Raw genomic sequence first — 25,979 nt, forward strand, 5'->3', positions numbered from 1 at the left:
ACATGAGCGGCGTCAACGAGATCCGGTCGAGCTTCATCGACTACTTCGTCAAGGAGGGCCACGAGGCCGTCGCCTCGTCGCCCCTCGTGCCGCATAACGACCCCACGCTCATGTTCACCAATGCGGGCATGGTGCAGTTCAAAAACGTCTTCACCGGCGTCGAGAAGCGGCCCTATTCGCGGGCTGCGACGTCGCAGAAGTGCGTCAGGGCCGGCGGCAAGCACAACGACCTCGACAATGTGGGCTACACCGCGCGGCACCACACCTTCTTCGAGATGCTCGGCAATTTCTCGTTCGGCGACTATTTCAAGGATCGCGCGATCGAGCTCGCCTGGAACCTCGTTACCCGCACCTTCGATTTGCCGAAGGACCGCCTGCTCGTCACCGTCTACAGCGAGGACGAGGAAGCCTACGGCCTGTGGAAGAAGATCGCCGGCCTGTCCGACGAGCGCATCATCCGCATCGCGTCTTCGGACAATTTCTGGTCCATGGGCGACACCGGCCCCTGCGGCCCCTGCTCGGAAATCTTCTTCGACCACGGCCCGCACATCTTCGGTGGCCCGCCCGGCTCGGCGGACCAGGACGGCGACCGCTTCATCGAGATCTGGAATCTCGTGTTCATGCAGTACGAGCAGCTGCCGGGCGGCGAGCGCGTCGGCCTACCGCGGCCGTCCATCGACACCGGCATGGGCCTCGAGCGCATCTCGGCCGTGCTGCAGGGCACGCACGACAATTACGAGACCGATCTCATGCGTGCCCTCATCGCCGAGGTCGCGGAATTCACGGGCGTCGATCCCGAAGGGCCACAGAAGGCCAGCCACCGGGTGATCGCCGATCACCTGCGCGCGTCGGTCTTCCTCACCGCCGACGGCGTACTGCCCTCCAACGAGGGGCGCGGCTATGTCCTGCGCCGCATCATGCGCCGCGCCATGCGCCACGCGCAGCTGCTCGGCGCCAAGGACCCACTGATGCACCGCCTCGTGCCTATCCTGGTGCGCGAGATGGGCCGGGCCTATCCCGAGATCGTGCGCGCCGAGCCGCTGGCCGAAGAGACGCTGCTGCTCGAGGAGACGCGCTTCCGCCGCACGCTGGAGCGCGGCCTCTCCATCCTCGAGGAAGAGAGCCAGGGCCTCGTCGCCGGCGCGAGCTTCCCGGGCGAGGTGGCGTTCAAGCTCTACGACACCTACGGCTTCCCGCTCGATCTGACCCAGGACGCCCTGCGCGCCCGCGGCATCAGCGTCGACACCGACGCGTTCGACGCCGCCATGGCCCGCCAGAAGGCGGAAGCCCGTGCCAACTGGGCCGGCTCCGGCGAGGCGGCGACCGATACGCTGTGGTTCTCTGTTCGCGACAAGGTGGGCGCCACCGACTTCCTCGGCTACGATACCGAGAAGGCCGAAGGCGTGGTCACCGCCCTCGTGCGCGACGGCGCTGAGGTCGCGGCCCTCAATGTCGGCGAGACCGGCCTCGTGGTGCTCAACCAGACCCCCTTCTATGCCGAATCCGGCGGCCAGGTGGGCGACACCGGCCGCATGACCGGCGAGGGCGGCATCGTCGTGGAGGTCCGGGCCACCCAGAAGAAGCTGGGCGACCTGTTCCTGCACGATGTTAAGGTCGAGAGCGGCACGCTCAAGCCGGGCACCGCTCTCGTGCTGGAGGTCAATCACGACCGCCGCGCCGCCGTGCGTGCCAACCATTCCGCCACCCATCTCCTGCACGAGGCGCTCCGCCGGGTGCTCGGCGAGCATGTGGCGCAGAAGGGATCGCTGGTCGCTCCCGATCGCCTGCGCTTCGATTTCTCCCACCCCAAGCCCCTCAGCGAGGCCGAGGTGGCGGAAGTTGAGGAGATCGCCAACCGCTTCGTGCTGCGCAACGAGCCGGTGGAGACCCGCATCCTCGCGGTGGACGACGCCATCAAGTCCGGCGCCCGCGCGCTGTTCGGCGAGAAGTATGGCGATGAGGTGCGTGTCGTCTCCATGGGCACCGACGACGGCAACGGCGCGCCCTATTCGGTGGAGCTGTGCGGCGGCACCCATGTGAAGCGCACCGGCGACATCGGCCTCATCTCGGTGGTCTCCGAGGGCGCAGTGGCGTCCGGCGTCCGCCGCATCGAGGCGCTCACCGCCCGCTCGGCCCGCAAGCACCTCAACGGCGCCAACGCCGCGCTCATCGCCACCGCCTCCGCGCTCAAGGCGCCGGTGGCGGAGGTCGAGGCGCGTGTCGCTGCGCTGGTGGAGGAGCGGCGCAAGCTGGAGCGCGAGCTGGCCGAGACCCGCAAGAAGCTCGCCATGGGTGGCAACCAGGGCGCGGCCGACGCCGTGCGCACGGTCGGCGACATCAAGCTTCTGGCGCGGCAGGTGGAAGGCATCGAGATCAAGGATCTCAAGGGCCTCGTGGACGAGGGCAAGAAGCAGATCGGCTCGGGCGTGGTGGCCATCGTCGGCGTCACGTCCGACGGCAAGGCTGGTATCGTGGTGGGCGTCACCGCCGACCTCACCGCCCGCGTCGATGCCGTCGCGCTGGTGCGGCGGGGCGCCGAGGCGCTCGGCGGCAAGGGCGGCGGTGGCCGGCCTGACATGGCCCAGGCCGGCGGACCCGACGGCGACAAGGCGGACGCGGCCCTCTCCGCCATCGAGGCGGCCCTCGCGGGCTGAACGGCCGGGCGGTTCGCCGCCCCGCCGTAACTGCGGCATCGGAGGACATGACTGTCGCTGGGCCGGGCCGGGTCCGGCAAGGGCTGGGTTCGGAGACCATTCTCTGACGTATTGGGGGGTGATTTGATCCAGGCCCCTTGCGCAGCGTCAGTTATTCTTGCCACACAGGGAAGGGGCGCGGGCGAACGGTAGCGGAGTGGCGGGGCATTGAACGACAGCTTCCTCAAGGATGCGTTCGTCTATCTCCTCGCCGCCGGGGTGCTGGTGCCGCTCTTCCACCGCGCCCGGATCGGCGCCGTGGTGGGCTTCATCGCCGTGGGTGCGCTCGTCGGCCCGCACGGGCTCGGCCGCCTCGCCGAAACGCTGCCGCTGGTGCGCTTCGTCACCATTTCCAGTCCCGAACGGGCGGCGCCGTTCGGCGAACTCGGCATCGTCTTCCTGCTGTTTCTGCTGGGGCTTGAATTCTCCACCGCGCGCCTGTGGGCGCTGCGGCGCGAGGTGTTCGGCGTCGGCTGCCTGCAGGTCGTGTTCTGCGGTGTCCCGCTGGCGCTGGGTGCGGTGCTTGTCGGATACCCGCCGGCCGTGGCGCTGGTGCTGGGCTCGGCGCTCGCACTTTCGTCTACGGCGGTCGTGAGCCAGCTGCTCATCGACCAGCACCGCGCCCTTGCTCCGCTCGGCCAGCTCGTCATCGCGGTCCTGCTGTTTCAGGACCTGATGGTGGTGCCCATCCTGCTGGCGGCGGAGCTTCTCACCGGCAGTGCGCCGGATGTGCTGACGCTGGCTGCCCTCGCGCTCGCCAAGGCGGTGGGCGCCGTGGCGCTGATCCTCGTGGCGGGCCGCTTCGTGCTGGCGCCGCTCGTGGCCGCGGCGGCCTCCACGCGGTCGCGCGATCTCATCATGGCGATCACGCTGGTGGTGGTGGTGGGCTCGGCCGCGATCACCCACCGGGCGGGCCTGTCCAGCGCGCTCGGCGCCTTCCTCGCCGGGATGCTGCTGTCGGAGACGGCCTACCGCCACCAGATCGAGGTGGATCTGGAGCCGTTCAAGGGCCTGCTCATCGGCGTGTTCTTCGTCACCGTGGGCATGAGCGTCGATTTCGCCGTGGTGCTGCCCCGGCTCGGCTGGGTGCTGGGCGGCGTGGCCTGCATCCTCGCCGTGAAGATCGTCTTCACCTACGCCGCCGGCCGCCTGATGAAAGTCGCGCCACCGGCCGCGGCGGAGGCGGCCGTGTTGCTGGCGCAGACCGGGGAATTCGCCCTCGTGGTGCTGGCGCTTCTGGCGGCGAGCGGCGCGCTGCCGCGGGCGGATGCCGGCGTCCTCATCGCCATGGTGGGCCTCAGCCTCGCGGCAACGCCGTTCCTCGCGCGCCTGGGCCGGCGCCTGGGGCGGACGCTGGATGCCCGCCTCAACGACAACCTCGCCGCTCCGGCGCAGAGCAGCGCGGCGGGCCATGTGGTCATCGGCGGCTTCGGGCGGGTGGGCCGCATGGTGGCGGACGCGCTGGAGGAAGAGGGCGTCGCCTATGTGGCGCTCGACAACGATCCCCGCCGCGTGGCCGAGGCGCGGGTCGAAGGCCTGCCGGTCTATTTCGGCGATGCCGGCCGTGCGGAGATGCTGGCGCGCCTGGGCGCAGAGCGCGCGACCGTGTTCGTGGTGACCCTCGATGCGCCCAACGCCGCCGAACGCATGGCGGGTGCCGTGCGCCAGCACTGGCCGGACGCGGCGATCATCGCCCGTGCCAAGGATACCGAGCATGCCCACCGGCTGTCGGCGCTCGGGGTGTCAGGCGTGATACCGGAGGCGCAGGAAGCGAGCCTGCAGCTCGCCGCCCGCCTCTTGACGCAGCTCGGTCTGCCGGACGAGGTGGTGGCGGCGCGCACCGAGCGCGCCCGAGCCCGCATCGAGACGGCGCTCGGTGGCGCGCGAGGCCAAAGCGGGCAGGGGATTTGAGGACGAGATGAAGGAGCAATCGGCCCGGCGACGTGTGTTCGACATACTGGAGCGAGACCTTCCCGGCGACCGCACGGCGGACTTCGTCCATTATTTCCTGATCGGAATGGTGCTGCTGTCGGTGACCGGCGCGGTGCTGGCGACCGTGCAGTCCCTGGAAATCCGCGACGCGTGGTGGTTCAGGATCGGCGAATTCATCGCGCTGCTGATCTTCACGGTGGAATACGGATTCCGCCTCTGGGTGGCACCGGAGCATCCGCTCAGGCGCAGCATGTCGAACGCCCGTGCGCGCCTCAGCTACGCTCTGACCGTTCCGGCGCTGATCGACCTCATCGCCATCCTGCCGTGGTTCGTGGCGCTGGCCACCGATTTCGACCCCCACGCTTTGCTGGTCCTGCGCCTCGTGCGCTTCCTCAAGCTCGCGCGCTACTCCTCCGGCTTCAACGCGCTCTATCTCGCCATCCGGCGCGAGCGCTATGCGCTGCTCTCCTGCCTCATCATCCTGTGCTCGGGCGTGCTCATGTCGGCCACCGCCATGTACCTCACGGAGCGCAATGTCCAGCCGGACAAGTTCGGCTCCATCCCGCTCGCCATGTGGTGGTCCATCACCACCCTCACCACGGTGGGTTATGGCGACGTGGTGCCGGTGACCAATCTCGGCCGTGTGATCGGCGGCATCACCATGATTTCCGGCCTGATGATGCTGGCACTGCCCATCGCCATCATCGCCGGCTCCTTTGCCGAGGTGATCTCGAAGCACAATTTCGTCGTCACCTTCTCCATGATCGCGCGGCTGCCGCCCTTTTCCGACCTCGATGCGCCCGTGCTGGGCGACATCCTGCCGGTTCTGCATTCCCGCAGCTATGATCGCGGCCACCACGTGGTGCGGCGCGGTGAGGAGGCGGCCCACCTGTTCGTGGTGCTGGAGGGCAGGGTGGAGATGGAGAGCCCCGACGGTATCCGCTCTCTGGGGCCGGGCGAGGTGTTCGGGCTCCTGCCCGGTCACACGAAGCCCGATCCGGCGACGGTGCGGGCAGTGGCGAAGACCAAGATCCTCTCCATCGAGGAAAACGAGCTGTACATGCTCGCCTTGCGCCATCCCGATGTGATCGGCCGGCTTTCGGAACTCCATCCGGACGTGAGGCCCGAGGGCGATACGCCGGCCGCCTGACCTCTCCCGCCAAAAGAAAAGGGGCCGCGCGTGGCGACCCCTTCGGGATTGCGGCGGCAGCCTGGGCTGCCGCCAAATGTCATCTGCCTCAGGCCGCCATGGCCTTGGTGAGGTTCTCCGACACCTTGTCCAGGAAGCCGGTGGTGGAGAGCCACTTCTGGTCGGCGCCGACGAGGAGCGCGAGGTCCTTGGTCATGTCGCCGGCCTCGACCGTGTCCACGCACACCTTCTCCAGCGTGTCGGCGAACTTGGCGAGGTCCTCGTTGCCGTCGAGCTTGGCGCGATGGGCAAGGCCCCGGGTCCAGGCGAAGATGGAGGCGATGGAGTTGGTGGAGGTCTCTTTGCCCTTCTGGTGCTCGCGATAGTGGCGGGTGACGGTGCCGTGGGCGGCTTCCGCCTCCACCGTCTTGCCGTCGGGCGTCATCAGCACGGAGGTCATCAGGCCGAGCGAGCCGAAGCCCTGGGCCACGATGTCGGACTGCACGTCGCCGTCGTAGTTCTTGCAGGCCCACACATAGCCCCCGGACCACTTGAGGGCCGAGGCCACCATGTCGTCGATGAGGCGGTGCTCGTAGGTGAGGCCGCGCTTCTCGAACTCCGCCTTGAACTCGGCCTCGTAGACTTCCTGGAAGATGTCCTTGAAGCGGCCGTCATAGGCCTTGAGGATCGTGTTCTTGGTGGAGAGGTAGACGGGATAGTTGCGCAGCAGGCCGTAGTTGAGCGAGGCGCGGGCGAATTCGCGGATCGACTCATCCAGGTTGTACATGGCCATGGCCACGCCGGCGCCAGGGAAGCTGTAGACTTCCTTCTCGATCTTCGTGCCGTCCTCGCCCACGAAGGAGATGGTCAGCTTGCCCTTGCCGGGCACCTTGAAGTCCGTGGCGCGATACTGGTCACCGAAGGCGTGGCGGCCGACGATGATCGGCTGCGTCCAGCCCGGCACCAGGCGCGGCACGTTCTTGCAGATGATGGGCTCGCGGAAGATCACGCCGCCGAGGATGTTGCGGATGGTGCCGTTGGGCGACTTCCACATTTCCTTGAGGTTGAATTCCTTCACGCGGGCCTCATCCGGCGTGATGGTGGCGCACTTCACGCCCACGCCGTGCTTCTTGATGGCCTCGGCGGCGGCGATCGTGACCTGATCGTTGGTGGCGTCGCGGTTCTCGACCGAAAGGTCGTAATACTCGAGGTCGAGGTCGAGATAGGGGTGGATCAGCTTGTCCTTGATGTACTGCCAGATGATCCGGGTCATCTCGTCGCCGTCGAGCTCGACGACCGGATTTGCCACCTTGATCTTCGCCATGGGACGGCCTTTCGCGACTGCTCAATGAGCCTTGGTAAATCGGGGGAGGCGATGGCGCTGCATTGCGGCGCCACCGGCCTCCGGCACGGGCCGCTATAGCACCGGTGCAGTGCGGCGCAAGACGGAAACCCGGCTAATGCCGTGAGATCGTTTCCCACGCCCGGCCGCCCTGACGGTCGGGCCATCCGCATCTCCCGGCCCGCCTTTGGTCCGGGTATCGACACGTCCGGCCGCCGTGTGCGACCAAGGCGCCGACAAGGAGATCACATGCCGGGTTCGGGTACCGACAGCACCAAGCCGTGGACGGCCGGAGGGCCGCTTGTCATCCTGGTGGAGCCGCAGCTCGGGGACAATATCGGCTCGGCGGCGCGCGCCATGGGCAATTTCGGCCTGTCGCGCCTGCGCATCGTGAACCCGCGCCAGGGCTGGCCGAACGACCGGGCGCGCACCTTCGCCGCCGGAGCCGACCGCATCCTCGACGAGGCGCAGCTCTTCCCGGACCTGCGCGCGGCGCTCCATGACGTGAAGTTCGCCTTCGCCACCACCGCCCGCGAGCGCGGCATGGCGAAGCGGGTGCTCGGAGCGGATGAAGCCGTGGCCGAGGCTCGCAGCCGCATGGCCGCCGGCGAGGAGGTGGCGCTGGTGTTCGGCCGCGAGCGCACCGGTCTCTACACGGAGGAGGTATCTTTGTGCGATGCCATCCTCACCCTTCCGGTGAACCCGGCGTTCGCCTCGCTGAACCTCGCCACCTGCGTGGCGGTGGCGGGATATGAATGGTCGAAGGCGGAAAGCGGCGGCGCCCTGCCATTCGCCCCGCCGGACCGCTCGCCGCTTGCCGACAAGGGCGACCTCTTCGCTTTCTTCGACCATCTGGAGACGGCGCTCCAGACCTCGGGCTTCTTTCGCTCGCCGGAGAAGGCGCCTTCCACCATCCGCAACCTGCGCAACATCTTCCACCGGCTGGGTCTCACCCGGCAGGATCTCGCCACCCTGCATGGCGCGGTGACGGCACTGGAGGAGGGTAGGGAAGGGCGCGAGGCCCGCAAGGCCGAGAACAACGCCCGCGCCGCCGCCCGCAAGGCCGGTAGCGGGACCACGGGGAGCGGCGAAGCGGACTGAGCCGGGCTGACTCACAGACACCACAAACGAAAACGGGCGCCCCGAAGGGCGCCCGTTCTGCTTTGGGATGAAGGTCGATCAGACCGAGTAGTACATCTCGAACTCGACCGGGTGCGGCGTCATCTCGAAGCGCATCACCTCGGCCATCTTCAGGTCGATGTAGGACTCGATGAAGTCCTTCTGGAACACGTCGCCCTTCAGCAGGTACTCGTGGTCCGCCTCGAGGGAGGCGAGCGCCTCGCGGAGCGAGCCGCAGACGGTCGGGATCTGCTTCAGCTCGGCCGGGGGCAGGTCGTAGAGATCCTTGTCCATGGCCTGGCCGGGGTCGATCCGGTTCAGGATGCCGTCCATGCCCGCCATGAAAAGCGCCGCGAAGGCGAGGTAGGGGTTCGCGCCGGGATCGGGGAAGCGAACCTCGACGCGCTTGGCCTTCGGGTTGTTGGTGTAGGGGATGCGGCAGGACGCCGAACGGTTGCGCGCCGAATAGGCGAGCAGCACGGGGGCCTCATAGCCCGGGACCAGACGCTTGTAGGAGTTGGTCAGCGGGTTGGTGAAGGCGTTCAGCGACTTGGCGTGCTTGATGATGCCGCCGATGTACCACAGGCAGTACTCGGAGAGATCGGCATACTTGTCGCCGGCGAAGAGGGGCTTGCCCTCCTTCCAGATCGACTGGTGCACGTGCATGCCCGAGCCGTTGTCGCCGAACACCGGCTTCGGCATGAAGGTCGCCGTCTTGCCGTAGATGTTGGCCACCTGGTGGATGCAGTACTTGTAGACCTGCAGGTGGTCGGCCATCGTCACGAGCGAGCCGAACTTGAGGCCGAGCTCGTGCTGGGCGGAGGCCACCTCGTGGTGGTGCTTCTCCACCTTGGCGCCCATCTTGGCCATGGCGGCCAGCATCTCGGAGCGCATGTCCTGCGCCGAGTCGATGGGGGGCACGGGGAAGTAGCCGCCCTTGGTCTTCACGCGGTGGCCGAGGTTGCCGCCCTCATACTCGGTGTCGCCGTTCGTCGGCAGCTCGATGGAGTCGAGCTTGAAGCCGGTGTTGTACGGGTCCGCCTTGAAGCGCACGTCGTCGAAGATGAAGAACTCGGCCTCGGGGCCGAAATACACCGCGTCGCCCACGCCGGTGGACTTGGCATAGGCCTCGGCCTTCCGGGCGATGGAGCGGGGGTCGCGGCCGTAGGGCTGGCCCGTGGTGGGCTCCAGCACGTCGCAGACGATGGAGAGCGTGGTCTCCGAGAAGAAGGGGTCGATGCAGGTGGTCGTCGGATCCGGCATGAGCAGCATGTCGGACTCGTTGATGGCCTTCCAGCCGGCGATGGACGAACCGTCGAAGGCGGTGCCTTCGGTCAGGAATTCCTCGTCGACCATGCTGATGTCGAACGTGACATGCTGCCACTTGCCGCGCGGATCGGTGAAGCGCAGGTCGACATATTTCACGTCCTCGCTCTTGATGAGGTCGAGGACGTCCTTGGCCGTCTTGGTCGTCATGGGGATTGCTACCTTTCTGCTGGCCTGCAGTTCGTTTCTTGGACGGTTTGTTTTGGACGCGTCAGATCGCGTCGAGGCCGGATTCGCCGGTCCGGATACGGATCGCCTCTTCGATGGACGACACGAAGATCTTCCCGTCTCCGATCCGCCCGGTCTGGGCCGCGCGGCGAATGGCATCGACGGCTCGATCTACCATATCGTCGGAGAGGACAACCTCGATTTTCACCTTAGGCAGGAAATCGACCACATATTCGGCACCGCGGTAGAGTTCCGTATGGCCCTTCTGGCGGCCGAATCCCTTGGCCTCCGTAACGGTAATGCCTTGCAGGCCGACGTCCTGGAGGGCTTCCTTCACCTCATCGAGCTTGAAGGGCTTGATGATTGCCTCGATCTTCTTCATCCGCTCCGTCTCCCTGACCCGATCCGCCGCCGTACGGTCGAGACGCCATTTGTAAGCATGATATGTGCCATGCCTTGCGTCATTTGCCCATGCAGAAGACAGGCGGCGTTGGTGGGATGATGTGCATATTTCTTAGTCGTTATGATGAAATATTGGGCTTACTTGCGGGTTTTCAGTTCGCCGCCGTGAGCATGATCTGAGCATCTGAGGACGGGGGCATCGGTGTACGCACTGCTTGATCCACACGAAATGGCGCGCGCGGACAAGTTCGCCGTCGAAATGGGCACGCCGTCCATGACGCTGATGGACCGCGCGGGCACCGCCGTGGCCGATGCGGTCGCGCGCTACCCCTATCCCACGCGCATCCTCGTGCTCTGCGGGCCGGGGAACAACGGCGGCGACGGATTCGTCGCGGCGCGGGTGCTGGCGCAGCGGGGCTTCAAGGTGCGCCTCGCCCTGCTGGGGGACCGCGACAAGCTCACCGGCGACGCGCGCCGCGCCGCCGAGCGCTGGCGGGGCGCGGTGGAGGAGCCGGCCGCCGTCGATCTCGACGAGGCGGGCGTCATCGTGGATGCCCTGTTCGGCGCCGGCCTCGCCCGCGACCTCGATGGCGCGGCGCGGGCGCTGGTGGAGCGCATGGTGCAGTCCGGCAAGCCCATCGTCGCCGTGGACCTGCCGTCGGGTCTCGATGGCGCCACCGGCAAGGTGCGCGGCGCAGCGGCGCAGGCGGTGGAGACGGTCACCTTCTTTCGCCGCAAGCCGGGGCATCTGCTGGAGCCGGGGCGCAGCCTGTGCGGTCGGGTGCGGGTGGCGGACATCGGCATTCCCGACGAGGCGCTGGACGCGATTCGCCCGCAGACGTTCGTCGACATGCCGGCCCTCTGGCGCGATGCCTTCCCCGTTCCCGCCGCCGGCGGACACAAATATTCCCGCGGCCACGCCGTCGTGGTGAGCGGACCGGCCTGGACCTCCGGCGCCGCACGCCTCTCCGCCCGCGGGGCGCTGCGGGCCGGTGCCGGGCTCGTCACCATTGCCCTGCCGCGGGATGCCCTGCCGCTGCAGGCCGCCTCCTATGCCGCCATCATGCCCCGCCCGGTGGACGGGGCAGGGGAGCTGGCGGAGCTGCTGGCCGACCAGCGCCTGAACGCGGTGGTGCTCGGGCCGGGCCTCGGCGGTGGGGAGCAGGCGCGGGCCAAGATCGACGTGGCCGCCCCGGGGCGGCGCCTCGTGCTCGATGCCGATGCATTGACCAGCTACGAGGGTGTCCCCTGGGCGCTGACGGCTGTGGCCGCGTGCAGCGACGCCCTCATCGTCACGCCGCACGAGGGGGAGTTTGCCCGCATGTTCCGTGGCGACGGGGAGTTGCTGGAGGCACCCTCCAAGCTCGTCCGCACCCGTGCCGCCGCGCGCAGGCTCGGGGCCGTTGTGGTGCTGAAGGGTGCCGACACGGTGATCGCCAATCCCGACGGCCGTGCCGCCATCGCCGAGAATGCGCCGGCCTATCTGGCGACCGCCGGGGCAGGGGATGTGCTGGCCGGCATCGCCGGCGGCCTGCTGGCGCAGGGCATGCCGCCCTTCGAGGCGGCGTGCGCTGCCGTGTGGCTTCACGGAGAGGCCGCCCGCGAGGCGGGTCCGGGACTCATCGCCGACGATCTGCCCGAGGCTCTGCGCGGGGTCTATAGCCGGCTATATGACGCCATCGAAAAAGCTTGACGTCCGAAAACGAATCGGAACCGGCACCCCTGTCTCGCCCGTGACGTCCTCGCGCGGCCGCAGCCGAGCGCATGCGCCCGGCCGCCGGGTGGTCCCGGCGGGATAGATCTGTGATTCGACAGGGAAAACCGGTCAGGCCGTGACCTGATAGGTGGCCGAGGCGACCACCTCGCCATCGCCGCCCCGCTGCGCCGTGACGCCCCAGGTTCCGGTCGCCTGGGCTAGAAGGGCCACCCTTACTGTCGATTTAGCCGGCACAGGAACTGTGTCGTGCCACCACGGCTTCCAGCCATCGTCGAGGCTATCAAGCAGTCGGACCGCATGGCCGGCGACATAGACTGAAACCGGAGCGTCGAGGCTGTTGGCAAGGGTCAGAACCATTGCCTTGCCAGACTTCACGGTGCCGAGCGAGGCAGGGGCGCTACTCTTCCCCCCGATGGGCAGTTCCACGCGAACGGCGTCCTTGAGGGGAATATCAGCTGGCAAATCATTCGGCGGGAGCGGCGCGGGCGGGCCGGACGGCATCGGGCCGGCGGGGCCGACGGGCGTGACCACCGCGAGCCGGATCGGCTCCTGAGCGGTCTCGACCTCGATGATGGTGGCATCCGCATCGTCGATGGTGGCGGCAACGTCCATCCGCCCGCCCGGCGGCATCTGGAGGCGGCCATCCTTCAATTCGAACGGCTGGGCGACCGGCTGCCCGTCGATGGCGATGGCGTAGGCGGCCGGGCCCTTCAGCCGCAGGCGCAGGAACAGGGGCGTTGCGTTCACGAGCCGCAGCCGGCTGCGGCCGCTGGCGGGGCCCTGAAAGGTCGGCGAGAACTCGCCGTTCACCGGGAAAATCGGCACCCCGCTCTCGGGCGGAAACGACTGGATGAACAGGAGATTGTCCGAAGCGTAGGCCGGGGTTCCGGGCTCGGCCACGATGAGTGCGCCGGAGAGCGCGCGGCGGGCGAGGGCCGGGGACGTGGCATGGTACCAGAAGGTGCCGGCATCCTTGGGCGTGAGCCGGATCAGCTTGTTCTGCCCGCCCGCGACGGCAGCGGAGGCGGCAGCCGCGGCATCCGCCGGCATCCGCACGCCCTGCCACGTGAGGGCGACGCTCTCCTTGAGCGCATTGGCGAACTGGACCTGAAGCTCGCTCCCCTTCGTCACGCGAAGGACAGGACCCGGCAGAGAATCGTTGAAGAGCGCAAGGTTGCCCTGACCGGCGATCTCCGGCCGGCTGCCTTCCGCGGCCGCGAGCGCCACGGGGCTAGCGCCCAGGCCCTGCGCCAACGCCCAGTCCGGCAACAGGGCACCGGCAGCGCCGGCGAACGACAGGGCCGCAGCCCCCTTGAGAACGTTGCGACGAGAGGGAATCGACGGGCTCACGCTGCATCTCCTGGCGGGGTGGGTGGACCATGTTACGCGGCCGGAAAAAGGGCAAGCGGCTTTGCTCGCGCTCTCCCCAGCGCCGCGGCACGAACCGCGCCGTCGGGTCCACTTGTCGGTTGATGGTGTCTGCGAGCGGGAGCTTGGCAGCTCTCAATCTTCCGTCCGCTGGGCCATACTCTCCGCCGGCCTGCTTCGCGGGCGGAGATGCGGCGTCGTGCCGTGAGGCGAGCGCCATGGGGAGCGTGCGGTTGCGGGCGCCATTTTCTTGCTGCGCGGCCGCACGGGCATGATATAAGCCGCGACCCGAACGGCGCGTGCGGCCTCGTGCGCGAGCGGTGGAGCTGTGTCCGGAGGCGTCGTGCGCTCAAGCGCTTCGGTGCCGTTCCCGTGCCCGGCGACACCTCGCAGGCATGACGGGCCTTTGGGCGCGACGGGCCTTTGGCGAGACGGGGCCGCGGGCGTGGCGGAACTGGTAGACGCGCGGGATTTAGGTTCCCGTGACGCAAGTCGTGGGGGTTCGAAACCCTCCGCCCGCACCAATGCCGCCGCAAGCCCGTGCGTCGGTCGCCGCAAGGCGGTCCGGTCGGGGCAGGTCCACCGTGCCGCGCGGCCTCCGGCGATTGCCGCGGGATGCCGGTGACAGCGCTGAATTCAAGTTAACGCGCCTGGCGCGATGAGGATGTGAAGGCAAGACGATGCAGGTGACCGAGACCGGGGCCGAGGGCCTCAAGCGCGCTTTCCGTGTGGTGGTGTCCGCCGCCGACCTCGACGCCCGGGCCGACGCCCGGCTCAACGAGCTCAAGGGCCAGGTGAAGCTGAACGGCTTCCGCCCCGGCAAGGTGCCCGTGGCCCATCTCAAGCGCGTCTACGGCAAGTCCGTGATGTCCGAGATCATCGAGCAGACCGTCAACGAGACCAACGGCAAGATCGTCGAGGAGCACGGCTTCAAGCTCGCGCTCCAGCCCCGGATCAAGGGTCCCGAGGAGGACCCGCAGTTCCAGACCCTGCTCGATGGCGGCAAGGACCTCGCCTACGATGTGGAGCTGGAGATCCTGCCGAAGATCGAGCTGGGCAACTTCAAGGACATCTCCGTCGAGAAGCCGGTGGTCGAAGTGACCGAGGCCGAGGTGGACGAGGCGGTGCAGCGCATCGCCGACGCCAACCGCCCCTTCGCCACGAAGGAAGGCCCGGCCGCCGACGGCGACCGCCTGACCATCGACTTCACCGGCTATGTGGACGGCGAGAAGTTCCAGGGCGGCGAGGGCCAGGACATCGACGTCCTGCTCGGCTCCAAGGGCTTCATTCCCGGCTTCGAGGAGCAGCTCGTCGGCGCCTCCGCCGGTGAGAACCGCACCCTCAACGTGACCTTCCCGGAGGGCTACGCCGCCAAGGAACTCGCCGGCAAGGCCGCGACCTTCGAAGTCACCGTGAAGTCCGTCGACGCGCCCGGCGCCATCGCGCTCGATGACGCCTTCGCCGCGACCCTCGGCCAGGAGAGCCTTGAGAAGCTCCGCGAGACCGTGAAGGCCCGCATCGCGCAGGAATATGCCGGCGCCGCCCGCCAGAAGGTGAAGCGCGCTTTGCTCGACGGCCTCGACGCGACTCACAAGTTCGACGTGCCGGAAGGCCTCGTGGAGCAGGAATTCTACGGCGTGTGGAGCCGGGTGAACGAGGATCTCGCCGCCCAGGGCCGCACCTTCGTCGATGAAGGCACCACCGAGGACGAAGCCCGCCAGGACTACCGTCGCATCGCCGAGCGTCGCGTGCGCCTCGGCCTGGTGCTTGCGGAAATCGGGGAGCGCAACAATATCCAGGTTTCCGACGACGAGGTGACGCGCGCGGTGGTCGAACGGGCCCGCCAGTTCCCCGGCCAGGAGCAGCAGGTGTGGGACTATTACCGCCGCACCCCCGAGGCTCTGGCGTCCGTGCGCGCCCCCCTGTTCGAGGAGAAGGTCGTCGACTTCCTTCTGGAGCTTGCCAACGTGACCGAGAAGACGGTCACCAAGGAAGAGCTCTTCAAGGATGACGAGGACGAGAAGGCGGCCTGAGGCTCGGGTCGCGATCCGTCCTGCGACGAATTCGCGCGGCACGCCGGCAGCGGCGTGCCTCTACCCGCGCCCTCCCTATGCGCCCCCGGGGGTCTTAAGATGCGTGATCCAGTTGATACTTATATGAATTACCTGATCCCCATGGTGGTCGAGCAGACCAACCGTGGCGAGCGGTCCTACGACATCTTTTCCCGCCTCCTGAAGGAGCGCATCCTTTTCCTTACCGGCCCGGTCGAGGACGGCATGGCCACCCTCGCGGTGGCGCAGCTGCTGTTCCTCGAGGCGGACAATCCGAAGAAGGAAATCTCGATGTACATCAACTCCCCCGGGGGAGTGGTGACGTCGGGCCTCGCCATCTACGACACCATGCAGTTCATCAAGCCGGCGGTGTCGACGCTCTGCATCGGACAGGCGGCCTCCATGGGCTCGCTGCTGCTGACCGCGGGCGAGAAGGGGATGCGATTCGCGCTGCCGAACGCCCGAATCATGGTCCACCAGCCGTCCGGCGGCTTCCAGGGCCAAGTGACGGACATCATGCTTCACGCGCAGGAAATCCTCAGCCTCAAGAAGCGGCTGAATGAAATCTATGTGAAGCACACCGGTCAGCCCTTCGAGGCCATCGAGAACGCCCTCGAGCGCGACAACTTCATGACCTCCGAGGCCGCCAAGGAGTTCGGGCTCATCGATTCCGTGATCGACAAGCGCCCGACCGACGAGGCCGCCAAGGCCGCCTGAGGTCGAGCACGAGCTTGGCCGTAAGGCCGGGCGGGGCGATAGCGATAGTTGGGCAACACGTCCGGCGTTCTCGCATTGCCCCACTTGCGTGCGGTGCAAGATCGCGCTTGCATGTCGTTAAGCCGGCATCGGATGCCGCGTTGTCGGCCCCCGCCTGATGGTGGGGGCCTTCGCGTTTCAGGGCCATGAACCATCGGGGTCCGGAGTTCGTAATGAGTTCCGGGTTCAGATTTGCGAAAGGTCGTGGGCAGACGATCGGCGGACGGCGCGACCCCAGGGTCGGCGGCGGTGCATCCCTTGGTCTGGGGAATGTCGCCAGCCTGCCTTGATCGCGTCGCCTCAGGGTGATTGGCTTTTGCAAAGTCGATCACCACATTCGGGTTTGGCGAGGTTTTTGCTTCGTGCAAAACCCATAAGAGGCCCTGACGGGACGGCCGGTCCAAATGTCCGGTTCGTGAGGGCGTTAGGAGACGTGAGATGAGCAAGACCGGCGGCAGCGACAGCAAGAACACGCTTTATTGCTCGTTCTGCGGCAAAAGCCAGCATGAGGTCAGGAAGCTCATCGCCGGACCCACCGTGTTCATCTGCGACGAATGCGTCGAGTTGTGCATGGACATCATCCGGGAAGAGTCGAAGTCCTCTCTGGTGAAGTCGCGGGATGGCATCCCGACCCCGAAGGAGATCCGCAAGGTCCTCGATGACTATGTCATCGGCCAGGACCACGCGAAGAAGGTCCTCTCCGTCGCGGTGCACAACCACTACAAGCGCCTCAACCACGCCACCAAGCACGGCGACGTGGAGCTCGCGAAGTCTAACATCCTGCTGATCGGGCCCACCGGCTCCGGCAAGACCCTGCTCGCGCAGACGCTGGCGCGTATCCTCGACGTGCCCTTCACCATGGCCGACGCCACCACGCTGACCGAAGCCGGCTACGTGGGCGAGGACGTGGAGAACATCATCCTCAAGCTGCTCCAGGCCGCCGACTACAATGTCGAGCGGGCGCAGCGCGGCATCGTCTACATCGACGAGATCGACAAGATCAGTCGCAAATCCGACAATCCGTCCATCACCCGCGATGTCTCGGGCGAGGGCGTGCAGCAGGCCCTGCTGAAGATCATGGAAGGCACAGTCGCGTCCGTTCCTCCCCAGGGCGGCCGCAAGCATCCCCAGCAGGAATTCCTGCAGGTGGACACCACCAACATCCTCTTCATCTGCGGCGGCGCCTTCGCCGGCCTCGACAAGATCATCTCGTCCCGCTCCAAGGGCTCCACCTCCATCGGCTTCCAGGCCAAGGTGGCGCCGCCCGAGGATCGTCGGCCCGGCGAGGTGTTCCGCGAGGTCGAGCCCGAGGATCTGCTGAAGTACGGCCTCATCCCCGAGTTCATCGGCCGCCTGCCCGTGCTGGCGACGCTGGGTGATCTCGACGAGGAGGCGCTGAAGAAGATCCTCTCCGAGCCGAAGAACGCTCTGGTCAAGCAGTACCAGCGGCTGTTCGAGATGGAGAGCGTCGACCTCACCATCCATGAGGAGGCCCTCGGCGCCATCGCCCGCAAGGCGATCGAGCGCAAGACCGGCGCCCGTGGCCTCAGGTCCATCATGGAAGGCATCCTGCTGGACACCATGTTCGATCTCCCCGGTCTGGAGGGGGTCGAGGAAGTGGTGATCAGCCGGGAAGTCGTCGAGCAGAATGCGCGCCCGCTCTACATCTACGCCGATCGCGTCGGCGACGCAGGCGCCAGTGCGTGACGTGTCGGGCCCCGCGCCTCTCCCCAGACCTCGCGGTTTCGGGAGAGGGCGGGACGCGACCGGAGTTCAACCGGCCCGGACCCTTTCCGGCCGGCGGATGGTCCCGGTTCGGGTCAGGGCCCGGGGCATGAGGCGGGAGATGACGGCCGGAGCCGTGGCGCCGGTCCGCCCTCTTCTCGGGGCGTTTGCCCGGAAGGGCCAATCCTCCACAGAGGTCAATGGTGTGCCCTTGAAACGGGCAGGTTGCGTGTCCATCTACTTTTCGAAAGTTCCGGTCTCGGGGGTCGGACCTCGTGCCTCCTGCGGCGAAAGCCGCTTCAGCATTGAAAATCCACACCCGTCTCCGGCCGCGTGCACGCGCGGCAACGCATTTCTGCGCCCAAATCCAGCGCGTGCACTTCTTGAAAGGATTGCGTCATGACGAGCCAGAAGCCGCGCCCGCCGCTCGTTGCCGGAGTGTCCCAGACCTTCCCGGTCCTCCCGCTTCGCGACATCGTGGTGTTTCCCCACATGATCGTCCCCCTGTTCGTGGGTCGCGAGAAGTCCATTCGCGCCCTCGAAGAGGTCATGCGCGGCGATACCTATATCCTGCTCGCCACCCAGGAAAATGCGTCGGATGACGATCCGGCCCCTGAGGCCATTTTCCCGGTGGGCACGCTCGCGACCGTGCTGCAGCTGCTGAAGCTGCCCGACGGCACCGTGAAGGTGCTGGTCGAGGGCGTCAGCCGCGCCCAGGTGACCCGCTACACCGAGCGGACCGACCTATACGAGGCCGAGGCCATCACGCTCGACGACGAGGTCGGTGATCGCGTCGAAGGCGAGGCGCTCGCGCGCTCGGTGGTCACCGAGTTCGAGAACTATGTGAAGCTCAACAAGAAGGTGTCGCCCGAGGTGGTCGGCGTCGTCAGCCAGATCGACGACCATTCCAAGCTCGCCGACACGGTGGCCTCGCATCTCGCGGTGAAGATTCCCGAGAAGCAGGGCGTGCTCGAAACCCTGAAGGTGCCAGATCGCCTTGAGAAGGTGCTCGGGCTGATGGAGAGCGAGATCTCCGTGCTCCAGGTGGAGAAGCGCATCCGGACCCGCGTGAAGCGGCAGATGGAGAAGACCCAGCGCGAGTACTACCTGAACGAGCAGATGAAGGCGATCCAGAAGGAGCTGGGCGACGAGGACGGCAAGGACGACCTGCAGGAGCTGGAGGACCGCATCAAGCGGACCAAGCTCACCAAGGAAGCCCGCGAGAAGGCGACGCACGAGCTGAAGAAGCTCCGCCAGATGTCGCCCATGTCGGCCGAAGCCACCGTCGTGCGCAACTATCTGGACTGGCTGCTCTCCATCCCGTGGGGCGTGAAGAGCAAGGTCAAGAAGGATCTGAACTACGCCCAGGAGATCCTCGACAGCGACCACCACGGCCTCGACAAGGTCAAGGAGCGCATCGTCGAGTACCTGGCGGTCCAGAGCCGCGCCAACAAGCTCACCGGGCCCATCCTGTGCCTTGTCGGCCCTCCGGGCGTCGGCAAGACCTCGCTCGGCAAGTCCATCGCCAAGGCGACGGGCCGTGAGTTCGTGCGCGTGGCCCTCGGCGGCGTGCGCGACGAGGCGGAGATCCGTGGCCACCGGCGGACCTATATCGGGTCCATGCCGGGCAAGATCATCCAGTCCATGCGCAAGGCCAAGAAGTCCAACCCGCTGTTCCTGCTGGACGAGATCGACAAGATGGGCGCCGACTTCCGCGGCGATCCTTCCTCGGCCCTGCTTGAGGTTCTCGACCCCGAGCAGAACCACACCTTCAACGACCACTATCTTGAGGTGGATTACGACCTCTCGAACGTCATGTTCGTGACCACGGCGAACACGCTGAACATCCCGCCGGCCCTTCTGGACCGCATGGAGGTGATCCGCATCGCCGGCTACACGGAAGACGAGAAGGTGGAGATCGCGCGCAAGCACCTGATCCCCAACTCGCTCCAGAAGCACGGCATGACCGAGAAGGAGTGGACCATCGACAACGAGGCCCTGCTCCTGCTCATCCGCCGCTACACGCGGGAAGCGGGCGTGCGCAACCTTGAGCGTGAGATCTCCACCCTCGCCCGCAAGGCGGTGAAGGAGCTCATGCTCTCCAAGAAGAAGTCGGTGAAGGTCACGGGCAAGAATCTCGAGGACTTCATCGGCGCCCCGCGCTTCCGCTACGGTGAGGTGGAGAGCGAGGACCAGGTGGGTGTCGTCACGGGCCTCGCTTGGACCGAGGTGGGCGGCGAGCTGCTGACCATCGAGGGCCTCATGATGCCCGGCAAGGGCAAGATGACGGTCACGGGCAACCTGCGTGACGTGATGAAGGAGAGCATCTCCGCGGCGGCCTCCTACGTCCGCTCGCGGGCGGTGGACTTCGGCATCGAGCCGCCCCTGTTCGAGCGGCGCGACATCCACGTCCACGTTCCCGAGGGGGCGACCCCGAAGGACGGCCCGTCCGCCGGCGTCGCGATGGCCACGGCCATCGTGTCGGTCATCACCGGCATCCCCGTCCGTCGCGACGTGGCGATGACCGGCGAGATCACCCTGCGCGGCCGGGTGCTGCCCATCGGCGGTCTCAAGGAGAAGCTCCTTGCGGCGCTCCGCGGCGGCATCAAGAAGGTCCTGATCCCCGAGGAGAACGCCAAGGATCTGGCGGACATCCCGGCCAACGTGAAGAACGCGCTGGAGATTGTGCCGGTGTCGCGCATGGACGAGGTGCTGGCCAACGCGCTGGTTCGCCCGCCCGAGCCCATCACCTGGGAAGAGCGTCCGGTGAACAACCCGCCGGTCGCTGACGAGGACAACGCGGGCGTGGTCGCCCACTGACGCGAAAAACAGGCCGGATTGTCCGCAACCCGGCCTGTTTCAACAGTTTCTGAAACTTTTTCAGAGGGCGTGTCGCCGCCATCCCCGGACGTTCGGGGAGCGCGGGGCGCGCCCTCAGTCTTTTCAATGACTTAAACGGGATTCCGGCGTGTCGCCGCGTGTCGCCCGCACGCCGGCTCTTCGCAGGCGCACAGCGCAAAATCGTGCATTGGTGCGGGTTTGGCGCCAATCGCGCTTGCAAAAGCCTTATTTTCCGTGATGCTCGCGCCGTTCGTCAGGGCTAGCCCTGCACGATTCGCGTTCTGACAACGGAAGGAAAGGTCAGATGACCACCAAGAACGAACTGATCGCCGCCGTGGCCGAAGAGGCGAAGCTGACGAAGACCGCTGCGGCTGCGGCTGTGGACGCGACCTTCGACATCATCGCCAAGGCGCTCAAGGATGGCGAGGAAGTCAAGCTGATCGGTTTCGGCAGCTTCTCCGTGGTGACGCGCGCTGCCCGTGAAGGCCGCAACCCGCGCACCGGCAAGCCGGTGAAGATCAAGGCTTCCAAGGCGCCGAAGTTCACCCCCGGCAAGGGTCTCAAGGAAGCCGTCAACGACTGATCCGGCCCTCTCGGCCCGGGCGCACGCTGCGCCGGCCGTGATGCCGCTGCATGTGCCTCTCCGGATCGATGTCCGGGGGGCTATCCGGACGCTCCCGGCCCGGCCGTACCGGGCGGAGCGTCCCCGATCCGCCGAGCCCCGGCCTCGCGGATTCAGGGCGCACGAAGCGCCAGCGCGCCACGCGCGAGATCCGGCCATCGCGCCGATGTTTCTCAAAGCCATTTTTCCCGAAGGCGCCCGGCGGACGGGCACGCGCGCCATGCCGGCGCGCAGCCGCTGTTCCACGCCCCAGCCGCATTCCCACCCTTGCCGCTGCGGCCTGGGCGGATTATAGCGCCGGAAGGTCCTGCGACGACCGGGCGGTTAGCTCAGTTGGTAGAGCATCTCGTTTACACCGAGAGGGTCGGCGGTTCGAGCCCGTCACCGCCCACCATGTCCAGCTCTATCCTCTCCCGACTTCGGCATCCGCGATTCCACCCACGCGTACGTGGGCCGTTCGCGCCTCCGCGCGCCTCGCGAATCCCCGCAAACATCCGTCAGAACCCGCAATGCCAGCAGCGCCGCAAAGCGTTGCCAGCGCTCAATATTAAGGGGGCTGTGGACAACTTCCCGGCAAAAAATGCGCGGCTTGCTTGACTTGGGCGGAGGGGTGCCGTACCACGCCGCTCTCCTCGGCGGTCGGCAAGACCTTCCGCCGGTCCGGGGGTGTAGCTCAGTTGGTTAGAGCGCCGGCCTGTCACGCCGGAGGTCGCGGGTTCGAGCCCCGTCACTCCCGCCATTTATCATCCCAAAACAATCGGTTCTTTGTTCCGCTCACGATGTGAGTGCGAGGGCAGTTGCCGTCTCGAATTATCGACAGGACAGACGTTTTCTGGCCTGTCGCCGTCGGCTGCCTGTGATCGGCCTGCGCAGCCCGCTCTCGGACTTTATCTGGTCAAGCGTTGGATCTGCCCACGAGCCCCTAACGAGGGCCTCTGAGGCCGGGAATGCGTTCCCGTGGCTCCCAGAGGGGGCCGCTTTTCGCCCGGCCGCCCACGGGCGGTTTGTGTTGGCTGCGGGACAGCGAGCCCAGAGTTGTCTCGCCCGTCTTTCCCGCCTCAGCCGCGCTGTGCGGCCCCGCGGAGATAGGCGGCGAAGGCATCGGCGGGCAGGGGGCGGGAAAACAGGAAGCCCTGGCCGAGCCGGCAACCCGCCGTGTCCAGCAGCGCGCGCTGGTCTTCGGTCTCGATGCCTTCGGCGACCACTTCGATGCCGAGCTTCTGCGCCATCACGATGATGGCCTCGCACAAGGCGAGATCGTCGGAGCCGCGCTCGACGCCCTGCACGAAGGCGCGGTCGATCTTGAGGAAGTCGACGTCGAACTTCCTGAGATAGGCGAGGGATGAGTACCCGGTGCCGAAATCGTCGAGGGAGAGGGCGATCCCCATTCCCTGCAGCCGCTCGAACTGGTCGCGTACCGTGTCGCTCAGTTCCACCAGCAGCCCCTCGGTGATCTCCACCAGGACGCGCCGGCCGGACAGTCCATGTTCCGCGAGGCGCTCGGCCCAGGCGTCCAGCACGTCAGCGGACTGGCGGAACTCCACCGGGGAGCGGTTGACGCCGATGCGGATGGGCGGCAGGCCGGCGGCGTCCCAGGCGGTGATCTGGCGCAGCACGTCCTCGAACACCCACTGGCCGATGGCGATGATCTCGCCGGTCTGCTCGGCCACCGGGATGAACTCTGCGGGGCTGACAAGCCCCATCTGCGGATGCTGCCAGCGCAGCAGCGCCTCCGCCTTCACCACCTCGCCCGTCCCAAGGTCGATGATGGGCTGGTAGAATAGGCGGAACTGGCCGCCGGCGATGGCGCCGCGCAATTCGTTGGCGATGCGGCTGCGCCGTGTCGCCTCCTCTTGCAGCGCTCTGCGGAAGAACCGGCAGCGGTTGCGGCCCAGCCCTTTGGCCTCGTACATGGCCTGGTCGGCATGGCGGACCAGCGCTTCGGCGCTCTCGCCATCCTGTGGGAACACGGCGATGCCGATGCTGACCGAGGAATAAGCGAGGTCCGCCCCTAGACGGTAGGGCGCGCCGAGTGCCAGCCTCAGGTCGTCCGCCAGTTCGCCCAGCCGCCGGATGTCGTCTTCGGCGGCGACGACGATCATGAATTCGTCCCCGTTCAGCCGGCCGACCGTATCGCCCTCGCTCAGGCGCTCGCCGAGACGCCGCGCGGCTTCCTTCAACAGCATGTCGCCCTTGTCGTGGCCGAAGGCGTCGTTGATCTCCTTGAAGCGGTCGAAGTCGACGAACAGCAGCGCCATGCGCCGGCCGCCCCCGCGCGCCCGCGCGATCTCCTCATCCAGCCGCTGGTAGAAGAGGCGCCGATTGGGGAGCGCGGTGATGTCGTCGAAGTTGGCGTGATACCAGACCGCCTCCTGCGCCTTCTTCTGGGCGGAGATGTCCTCGACGATGGACCAGATGTAGGACCCGCCGTCGCTGGCATGGAGCCGCACGCCGGTGAGGCGCAGCGGCACGAGACTGCCATCCTTGCGGATGGATTCCTTCTCGTAGGGCCCGTAATGGCCTCGGGTCAGCAGGGCATCGAGCTGCTCGCGCTCCTGCGCGGCGTATTTCGTCGGCGTCAGTGTCCAATAGTCCAGGCGCCGCAGCTCGTCCGGGCTGTAGCCGCAGATGGCGCAGAATGCGGAATTGAACTCGAGGTAGCTGCCGTCCATTCCGTTCAGGACGATGCCGAGGGGCGAACGCTCGAACAGGCCGCGCAGCTTCTCCTCGCTGTCGCGCAGGGCAAGCTCGGTACGCCTGATGTCGGTGATGTCGACGGACACGCCCACGAGGGAACGCGTCCGCCCGACCTGATCACGGATGGCGCGCCGCAGCGTGTGCAGGGTGCGGTCCTGGCCGAGGGCGACGTTGCGCATCACCTCGTCGCACGCGACGGCAGAACCCTCCAGCGCGCGGCGATCGTTCTCCATGAGGCGCATCACCTGCTCCGGCGGGAAGATGCCTTCCCCCGTGCCGCCCACCACCTGGGTGCGCGGGATGCCCCACTGTTCCTCGCAACGCTGGTTGATGAGGATGAACCGGCTGTCCGGGTCCTTGACGAACACCGGCACGGGGATGGCGTCGAGCACCGCCGGCATTCCCTTTTCGAGCCAGTCGAAAATCCCGGACATGCCGATTCCCGCCCCCACTCGCGACGCTCAAGGTCAAGCTATCATGGACCGGGTCTGTGAACAGGAGGTACCGGGGCGGCCAAAAAAAGTTGCCCTCGCAGTCCTATCGCGTCGAGGGATCGCCGAGATAGCCGCGCCCGGTCGCGAGCACCACCAGCGCGACCATCGTGCCGGCGTGGCGGATTTCCACCGTCTCCAGCGGTTCGACGCTCTGGAAGCGCCGGCGCATGGCGTTCATCTGGGCTTCCGATCCGGCGACATCGAGCACGAGCACTGCATCGGCGCCTTGGCGGCCGTGCTGGATGTCGCTCATGAGGAAGCCGCGGCAGTCGTCGCCCATGCAGGCGACAGGCCAGGACGGGCCGAGCGCGTAGCCCACCTTTCCACCCATATGCCAGACGGGCGTCGCCACGAAGGCATAGGGGCCGGGTGTCAGGCCGTGGCGCCGCACGGCGGCGTCGAGGTCGCTCCAGGTCGCGAGTTCCCGCAGCGGGTCGCCCCCGGTGCCGGAGACCGCCGTGCCGAGGGAAGGCACCATGGAGACCGTGGCGATCACGGCCACGCCCGCCGCCGTGAAGCCCGCGGACCAGACCGTCCAGCCCCGGATCGCGGCGTTGGCGGCCCAGCGCTGCGCGGTGGCCCGGCCGAGCAGGGGGAAGAGCATGAGATAGCCCGGCGCCGCCCAGTGGAAGAAGGGCTTGGCGCCCGACCAGGCCGCCACCATCGGAAACACCAGCACCGGCCCGGCCGCGAGGCATAGGAGCAGGAGGGCGCGCGGGTTGACGGGCCGGGCCCTGAGCGCACGCACCGCCGCCGCCACGAGGCCGACCCAGATCCACGGCGTCAGGAACAGGGCGATGCCGCCCACCACCATCAGCGCCATCAACGGGTGGAAGCCCGCCGCCGACGCCCGCGCGCTCTGGAAGGCGAGGGAGGCAAAGTCGTTGCCGACGTTCCAGGCAATCACCGGCGAGAACAGGACGAGGGCCACGCCGCCGCCCGCATAGGGCCACACGGTGCCGAGCCATTTCCGCTGCCGCGGGCACAGCAGCAGGAACAGGAAGGTTCCGGCGAACAGGAACACGCCGTGATACTTGGAGAGCAGCGCCAGCCCGCCCAGGGCGCCGGCCAGAAGCCACAGGGCAGGATGGGCCCGCTCGTCGAACAGGACGTGGGCGATCACCAGCGTTCCCGCGAGCAGGAAGGCAATAAGCGGCCCGTCCGGCAGCACCCAGGTGGCGCTGGTCAGGCCCAGCACGGGCGCGCAGGCCATCAGCAGCGCCGCCCACACCCCGGCCCAGCGGCCGAACAGCCGGGCCGTGAGCAGATACATGAGCAGGGTCGAGAGGGTGGAGAGCAGCAGGAACGGCGCGCGCACCGCGAGCGGCGCCTCCGAGCCGAAGAGAACGGCGGAATAATGCGCCAGCCACCAGGCCATGGGCGGATGGTCGAAATAGCTTAGCGCCGGGATGCGGCTGGTGACGACGGTGTAGGATTCGTCGTTGCCGAGGCCGGTGGTGGCCGCGAACAGGAGTCGCACGGCCAGCGCGAAAACGAGCACGGCGGCAAGGGCCGAGGCGGGGGAAATCCGGTCCTGCAGCGTCTTGAGGCCTGCAGGCCGGTCGCCGACGCCAGGCCTTGCGAGACCTGGCATGGA

At 67.3% G+C, this 25,979-nt stretch carries 16 protein-coding genes and 3 tRNA genes; 13 read left to right on the forward strand and 6 right to left on the reverse strand.

Going from position 1 to position 25,979, the window contains the following annotated elements; translation table 11 throughout:
• Positions 1–2 precede the first annotated feature (2 nt).
• The 3 genes from alaS (at position 3) to XAN126_RS0111330 (ending at position 5,775) form a co-directional block, all read left to right on the forward strand.
• A complete protein-coding gene (gene alaS, locus XAN126_RS0111320) occupies positions 3–2,654 on the forward strand; it encodes an alanine--tRNA ligase (RefSeq protein WP_024278710.1) in 2,652 nt (883 codons plus the stop codon).
• Between the two features lie 207 nt (positions 2,655–2,861).
• Complete coding sequence (locus XAN126_RS0111325) at positions 2,862–4,604, forward strand: cation:proton antiporter (protein ID WP_024278711.1); 1,743 nt, start codon at positions 2,862–2,864, stop codon at positions 4,602–4,604.
• Positions 4,605–4,611: 7 nt separating this feature from the next.
• Positions 4,612–5,775, forward strand: a complete 1,164-nt coding sequence (locus tag XAN126_RS0111330; protein WP_038225140.1) for a cyclic nucleotide-gated ion channel — start codon at positions 4,612–4,614, stop codon at positions 5,773–5,775.
• Positions 5,776–5,863: 88 nt separating this feature from the next.
• On the opposite strand, the gene XAN126_RS0111335 is transcribed toward XAN126_RS0111330, so the two are convergent.
• Positions 5,864–7,078 (reverse strand): NADP-dependent isocitrate dehydrogenase, encoded by a 1,215-nt coding sequence (locus tag XAN126_RS0111335; protein ID WP_024278713.1) that lies wholly within the window; start codon positions 7,076–7,078, stop codon positions 5,864–5,866.
• Between the two features lie 267 nt (positions 7,079–7,345).
• Here XAN126_RS0111335 and XAN126_RS0111340 point away from each other — a divergent pair, with 267 nt between their 5' ends.
• Complete coding sequence (locus tag XAN126_RS0111340) at positions 7,346–8,197, forward strand: RNA methyltransferase (RefSeq protein ID WP_024278714.1); 852 nt, start codon at positions 7,346–7,348, stop codon at positions 8,195–8,197.
• Positions 8,198–8,275: 78 nt separating this feature from the next.
• On the opposite strand, the gene glnA is transcribed toward XAN126_RS0111340, so the two are convergent.
• Positions 8,276–9,691: a type I glutamate--ammonia ligase gene (glnA, locus tag XAN126_RS0111345; RefSeq protein ID WP_024278715.1), complete on the reverse strand. Its 1,416-nt coding sequence runs from the start codon at positions 9,689–9,691 to the stop codon at positions 8,276–8,278.
• A 61-nt stretch (positions 9,692–9,752) separates the two neighbouring features.
• Positions 9,753–10,091, reverse strand: a complete 339-nt coding sequence (locus tag XAN126_RS0111350) for a P-II family nitrogen regulator (protein ID WP_012115561.1) — start codon at positions 10,089–10,091, stop codon at positions 9,753–9,755.
• 249 nt (positions 10,092–10,340) lie between these two features.
• Between XAN126_RS0111350 and XAN126_RS0111355 the strand changes: the two genes are divergently transcribed.
• On the forward strand, positions 10,341–11,804 hold the full coding sequence (locus XAN126_RS0111355) for a bifunctional ADP-dependent NAD(P)H-hydrate dehydratase/NAD(P)H-hydrate epimerase (RefSeq protein WP_029877063.1): 1,464 nt from the start codon (positions 10,341–10,343) through the stop codon (positions 11,802–11,804).
• Positions 11,805–11,936: 132 nt separating this feature from the next.
• Here XAN126_RS0111355 and XAN126_RS0111360 read toward each other — a convergent pair whose 3' ends face one another.
• Positions 11,937–13,178, reverse strand: a complete 1,242-nt coding sequence (locus XAN126_RS0111360) for a multicopper oxidase family protein (protein WP_197024025.1) — start codon at positions 13,176–13,178, stop codon at positions 11,937–11,939.
• Positions 13,179–13,635: 457 nt separating this feature from the next.
• Here XAN126_RS0111360 and XAN126_RS0111365 point away from each other — a divergent pair.
• From XAN126_RS0111365 to XAN126_RS0111400, 8 genes are all read left to right on the forward strand, one after another.
• Positions 13,636–13,720, forward strand: a tRNA-Leu gene (locus XAN126_RS0111365).
• Between the two features lie 156 nt (positions 13,721–13,876).
• Entirely contained in the window at positions 13,877–15,229 is a 1,353-nt protein-coding gene (gene tig / locus XAN126_RS0111370) for a trigger factor (protein ID WP_024278718.1), read from the forward strand.
• Positions 15,230–15,328: 99 nt separating this feature from the next.
• The gene (gene clpP / locus XAN126_RS0111375) at positions 15,329–15,964 is read left to right on the forward strand and encodes an ATP-dependent Clp endopeptidase proteolytic subunit ClpP (protein ID WP_024278719.1); all 636 of its coding nucleotides are present in this window, start codon (positions 15,329–15,331) and stop codon (positions 15,962–15,964) included.
• A 477-nt stretch (positions 15,965–16,441) separates the two neighbouring features.
• Positions 16,442–17,710, forward strand: coding sequence for an ATP-dependent Clp protease ATP-binding subunit ClpX (clpX, locus tag XAN126_RS0111380; protein ID WP_024278720.1), 1,269 nt, complete (start codon positions 16,442–16,444; stop codon positions 17,708–17,710).
• Positions 17,711–18,127: 417 nt separating this feature from the next.
• Positions 18,128–20,548, forward strand: coding sequence for an endopeptidase La (gene lon, locus XAN126_RS0111385; protein WP_024278721.1), 2,421 nt, complete (start codon positions 18,128–18,130; stop codon positions 20,546–20,548).
• Positions 20,549–20,873: 325 nt separating this feature from the next.
• Complete coding sequence (locus XAN126_RS0111390) at positions 20,874–21,152, forward strand: HU family DNA-binding protein (protein ID WP_024278722.1); 279 nt, start codon at positions 20,874–20,876, stop codon at positions 21,150–21,152.
• Positions 21,153–21,509: 357 nt separating this feature from the next.
• Positions 21,510–21,585 (forward strand) — tRNA-Val (locus tag XAN126_RS0111395).
• Between the two features lie 268 nt (positions 21,586–21,853).
• Positions 21,854–21,930 (forward strand) — tRNA-Asp (locus tag XAN126_RS0111400).
• Between the two features lie 319 nt (positions 21,931–22,249).
• Here XAN126_RS0111400 and XAN126_RS0111405 read toward each other — a convergent pair.
• The gene (locus XAN126_RS0111405) at positions 22,250–24,322 is read right to left on the reverse strand and encodes an EAL domain-containing protein (RefSeq protein WP_024278723.1); all 2,073 of its coding nucleotides are present in this window, start codon (positions 24,320–24,322) and stop codon (positions 22,250–22,252) included.
• A gap of 103 nt (positions 24,323–24,425) precedes the next feature.
• On the reverse strand, positions 24,426–25,976 hold the full coding sequence (locus tag XAN126_RS27145; RefSeq protein WP_024278724.1) for a glycosyltransferase family 39 protein: 1,551 nt from the start codon (positions 25,974–25,976) through the stop codon (positions 24,426–24,428).
• Between the last annotated feature and the right edge of the window lie 3 nt (positions 25,977–25,979).

Source organism: Xanthobacter sp. 126, from assembly GCF_000526175.1.
Classification (GTDB): Bacteria; Pseudomonadota; Alphaproteobacteria; order Rhizobiales; family Xanthobacteraceae; genus Xanthobacter; species Xanthobacter aminoxidans.

Coding starts and splice junctions, on each gene's coding strand:
- XAN126_RS0111355 (WP_029877063.1), top strand. CDS start 10,341: ATGGCGCGCGCGGACAAGTTCGCCGTCGAAATGGGCACGCCGTCCATG.
- XAN126_RS0111340 (WP_024278714.1), top strand. CDS start 7,346: ATGCCGGGTTCGGGTACCGACAGCACCAAGCCGTGGACGGCCGGAGGG.
- clpP (WP_024278719.1), top strand. CDS start 15,329: ATGCGTGATCCAGTTGATACTTATATGAATTACCTGATCCCCATGGTG.
- lon (WP_024278721.1), top strand. CDS start 18,128: ATGACGAGCCAGAAGCCGCGCCCGCCGCTCGTTGCCGGAGTGTCCCAG.
- glnA (WP_024278715.1), bottom strand. CDS start 9,691: ATGACGACCAAGACGGCCAAGGACGTCCTCGACCTCATCAAGAGCGAG.
- XAN126_RS0111390 (WP_024278722.1), top strand. CDS start 20,874: ATGACCACCAAGAACGAACTGATCGCCGCCGTGGCCGAAGAGGCGAAG.
- XAN126_RS0111405 (WP_024278723.1), bottom strand. CDS start 24,322: ATGTCCGGGATTTTCGACTGGCTCGAAAAGGGAATGCCGGCGGTGCTC.
- XAN126_RS0111350 (WP_012115561.1), bottom strand. CDS start 10,091: ATGAAGAAGATCGAGGCAATCATCAAGCCCTTCAAGCTCGATGAGGTG.
- alaS (WP_024278710.1), top strand. CDS start 3: ATGAGCGGCGTCAACGAGATCCGGTCGAGCTTCATCGACTACTTCGTC.
- XAN126_RS0111330 (WP_038225140.1), top strand. CDS start 4,612: ATGAAGGAGCAATCGGCCCGGCGACGTGTGTTCGACATACTGGAGCGA.
- XAN126_RS27145 (WP_024278724.1), bottom strand. CDS start 25,976: ATGCCAGGTCTCGCAAGGCCTGGCGTCGGCGACCGGCCTGCAGGCCTC.
- clpX (WP_024278720.1), top strand. CDS start 16,442: ATGAGCAAGACCGGCGGCAGCGACAGCAAGAACACGCTTTATTGCTCG.
- XAN126_RS0111335 (WP_024278713.1), bottom strand. CDS start 7,078: ATGGCGAAGATCAAGGTGGCAAATCCGGTCGTCGAGCTCGACGGCGAC.
- tig (WP_024278718.1), top strand. CDS start 13,877: ATGCAGGTGACCGAGACCGGGGCCGAGGGCCTCAAGCGCGCTTTCCGT.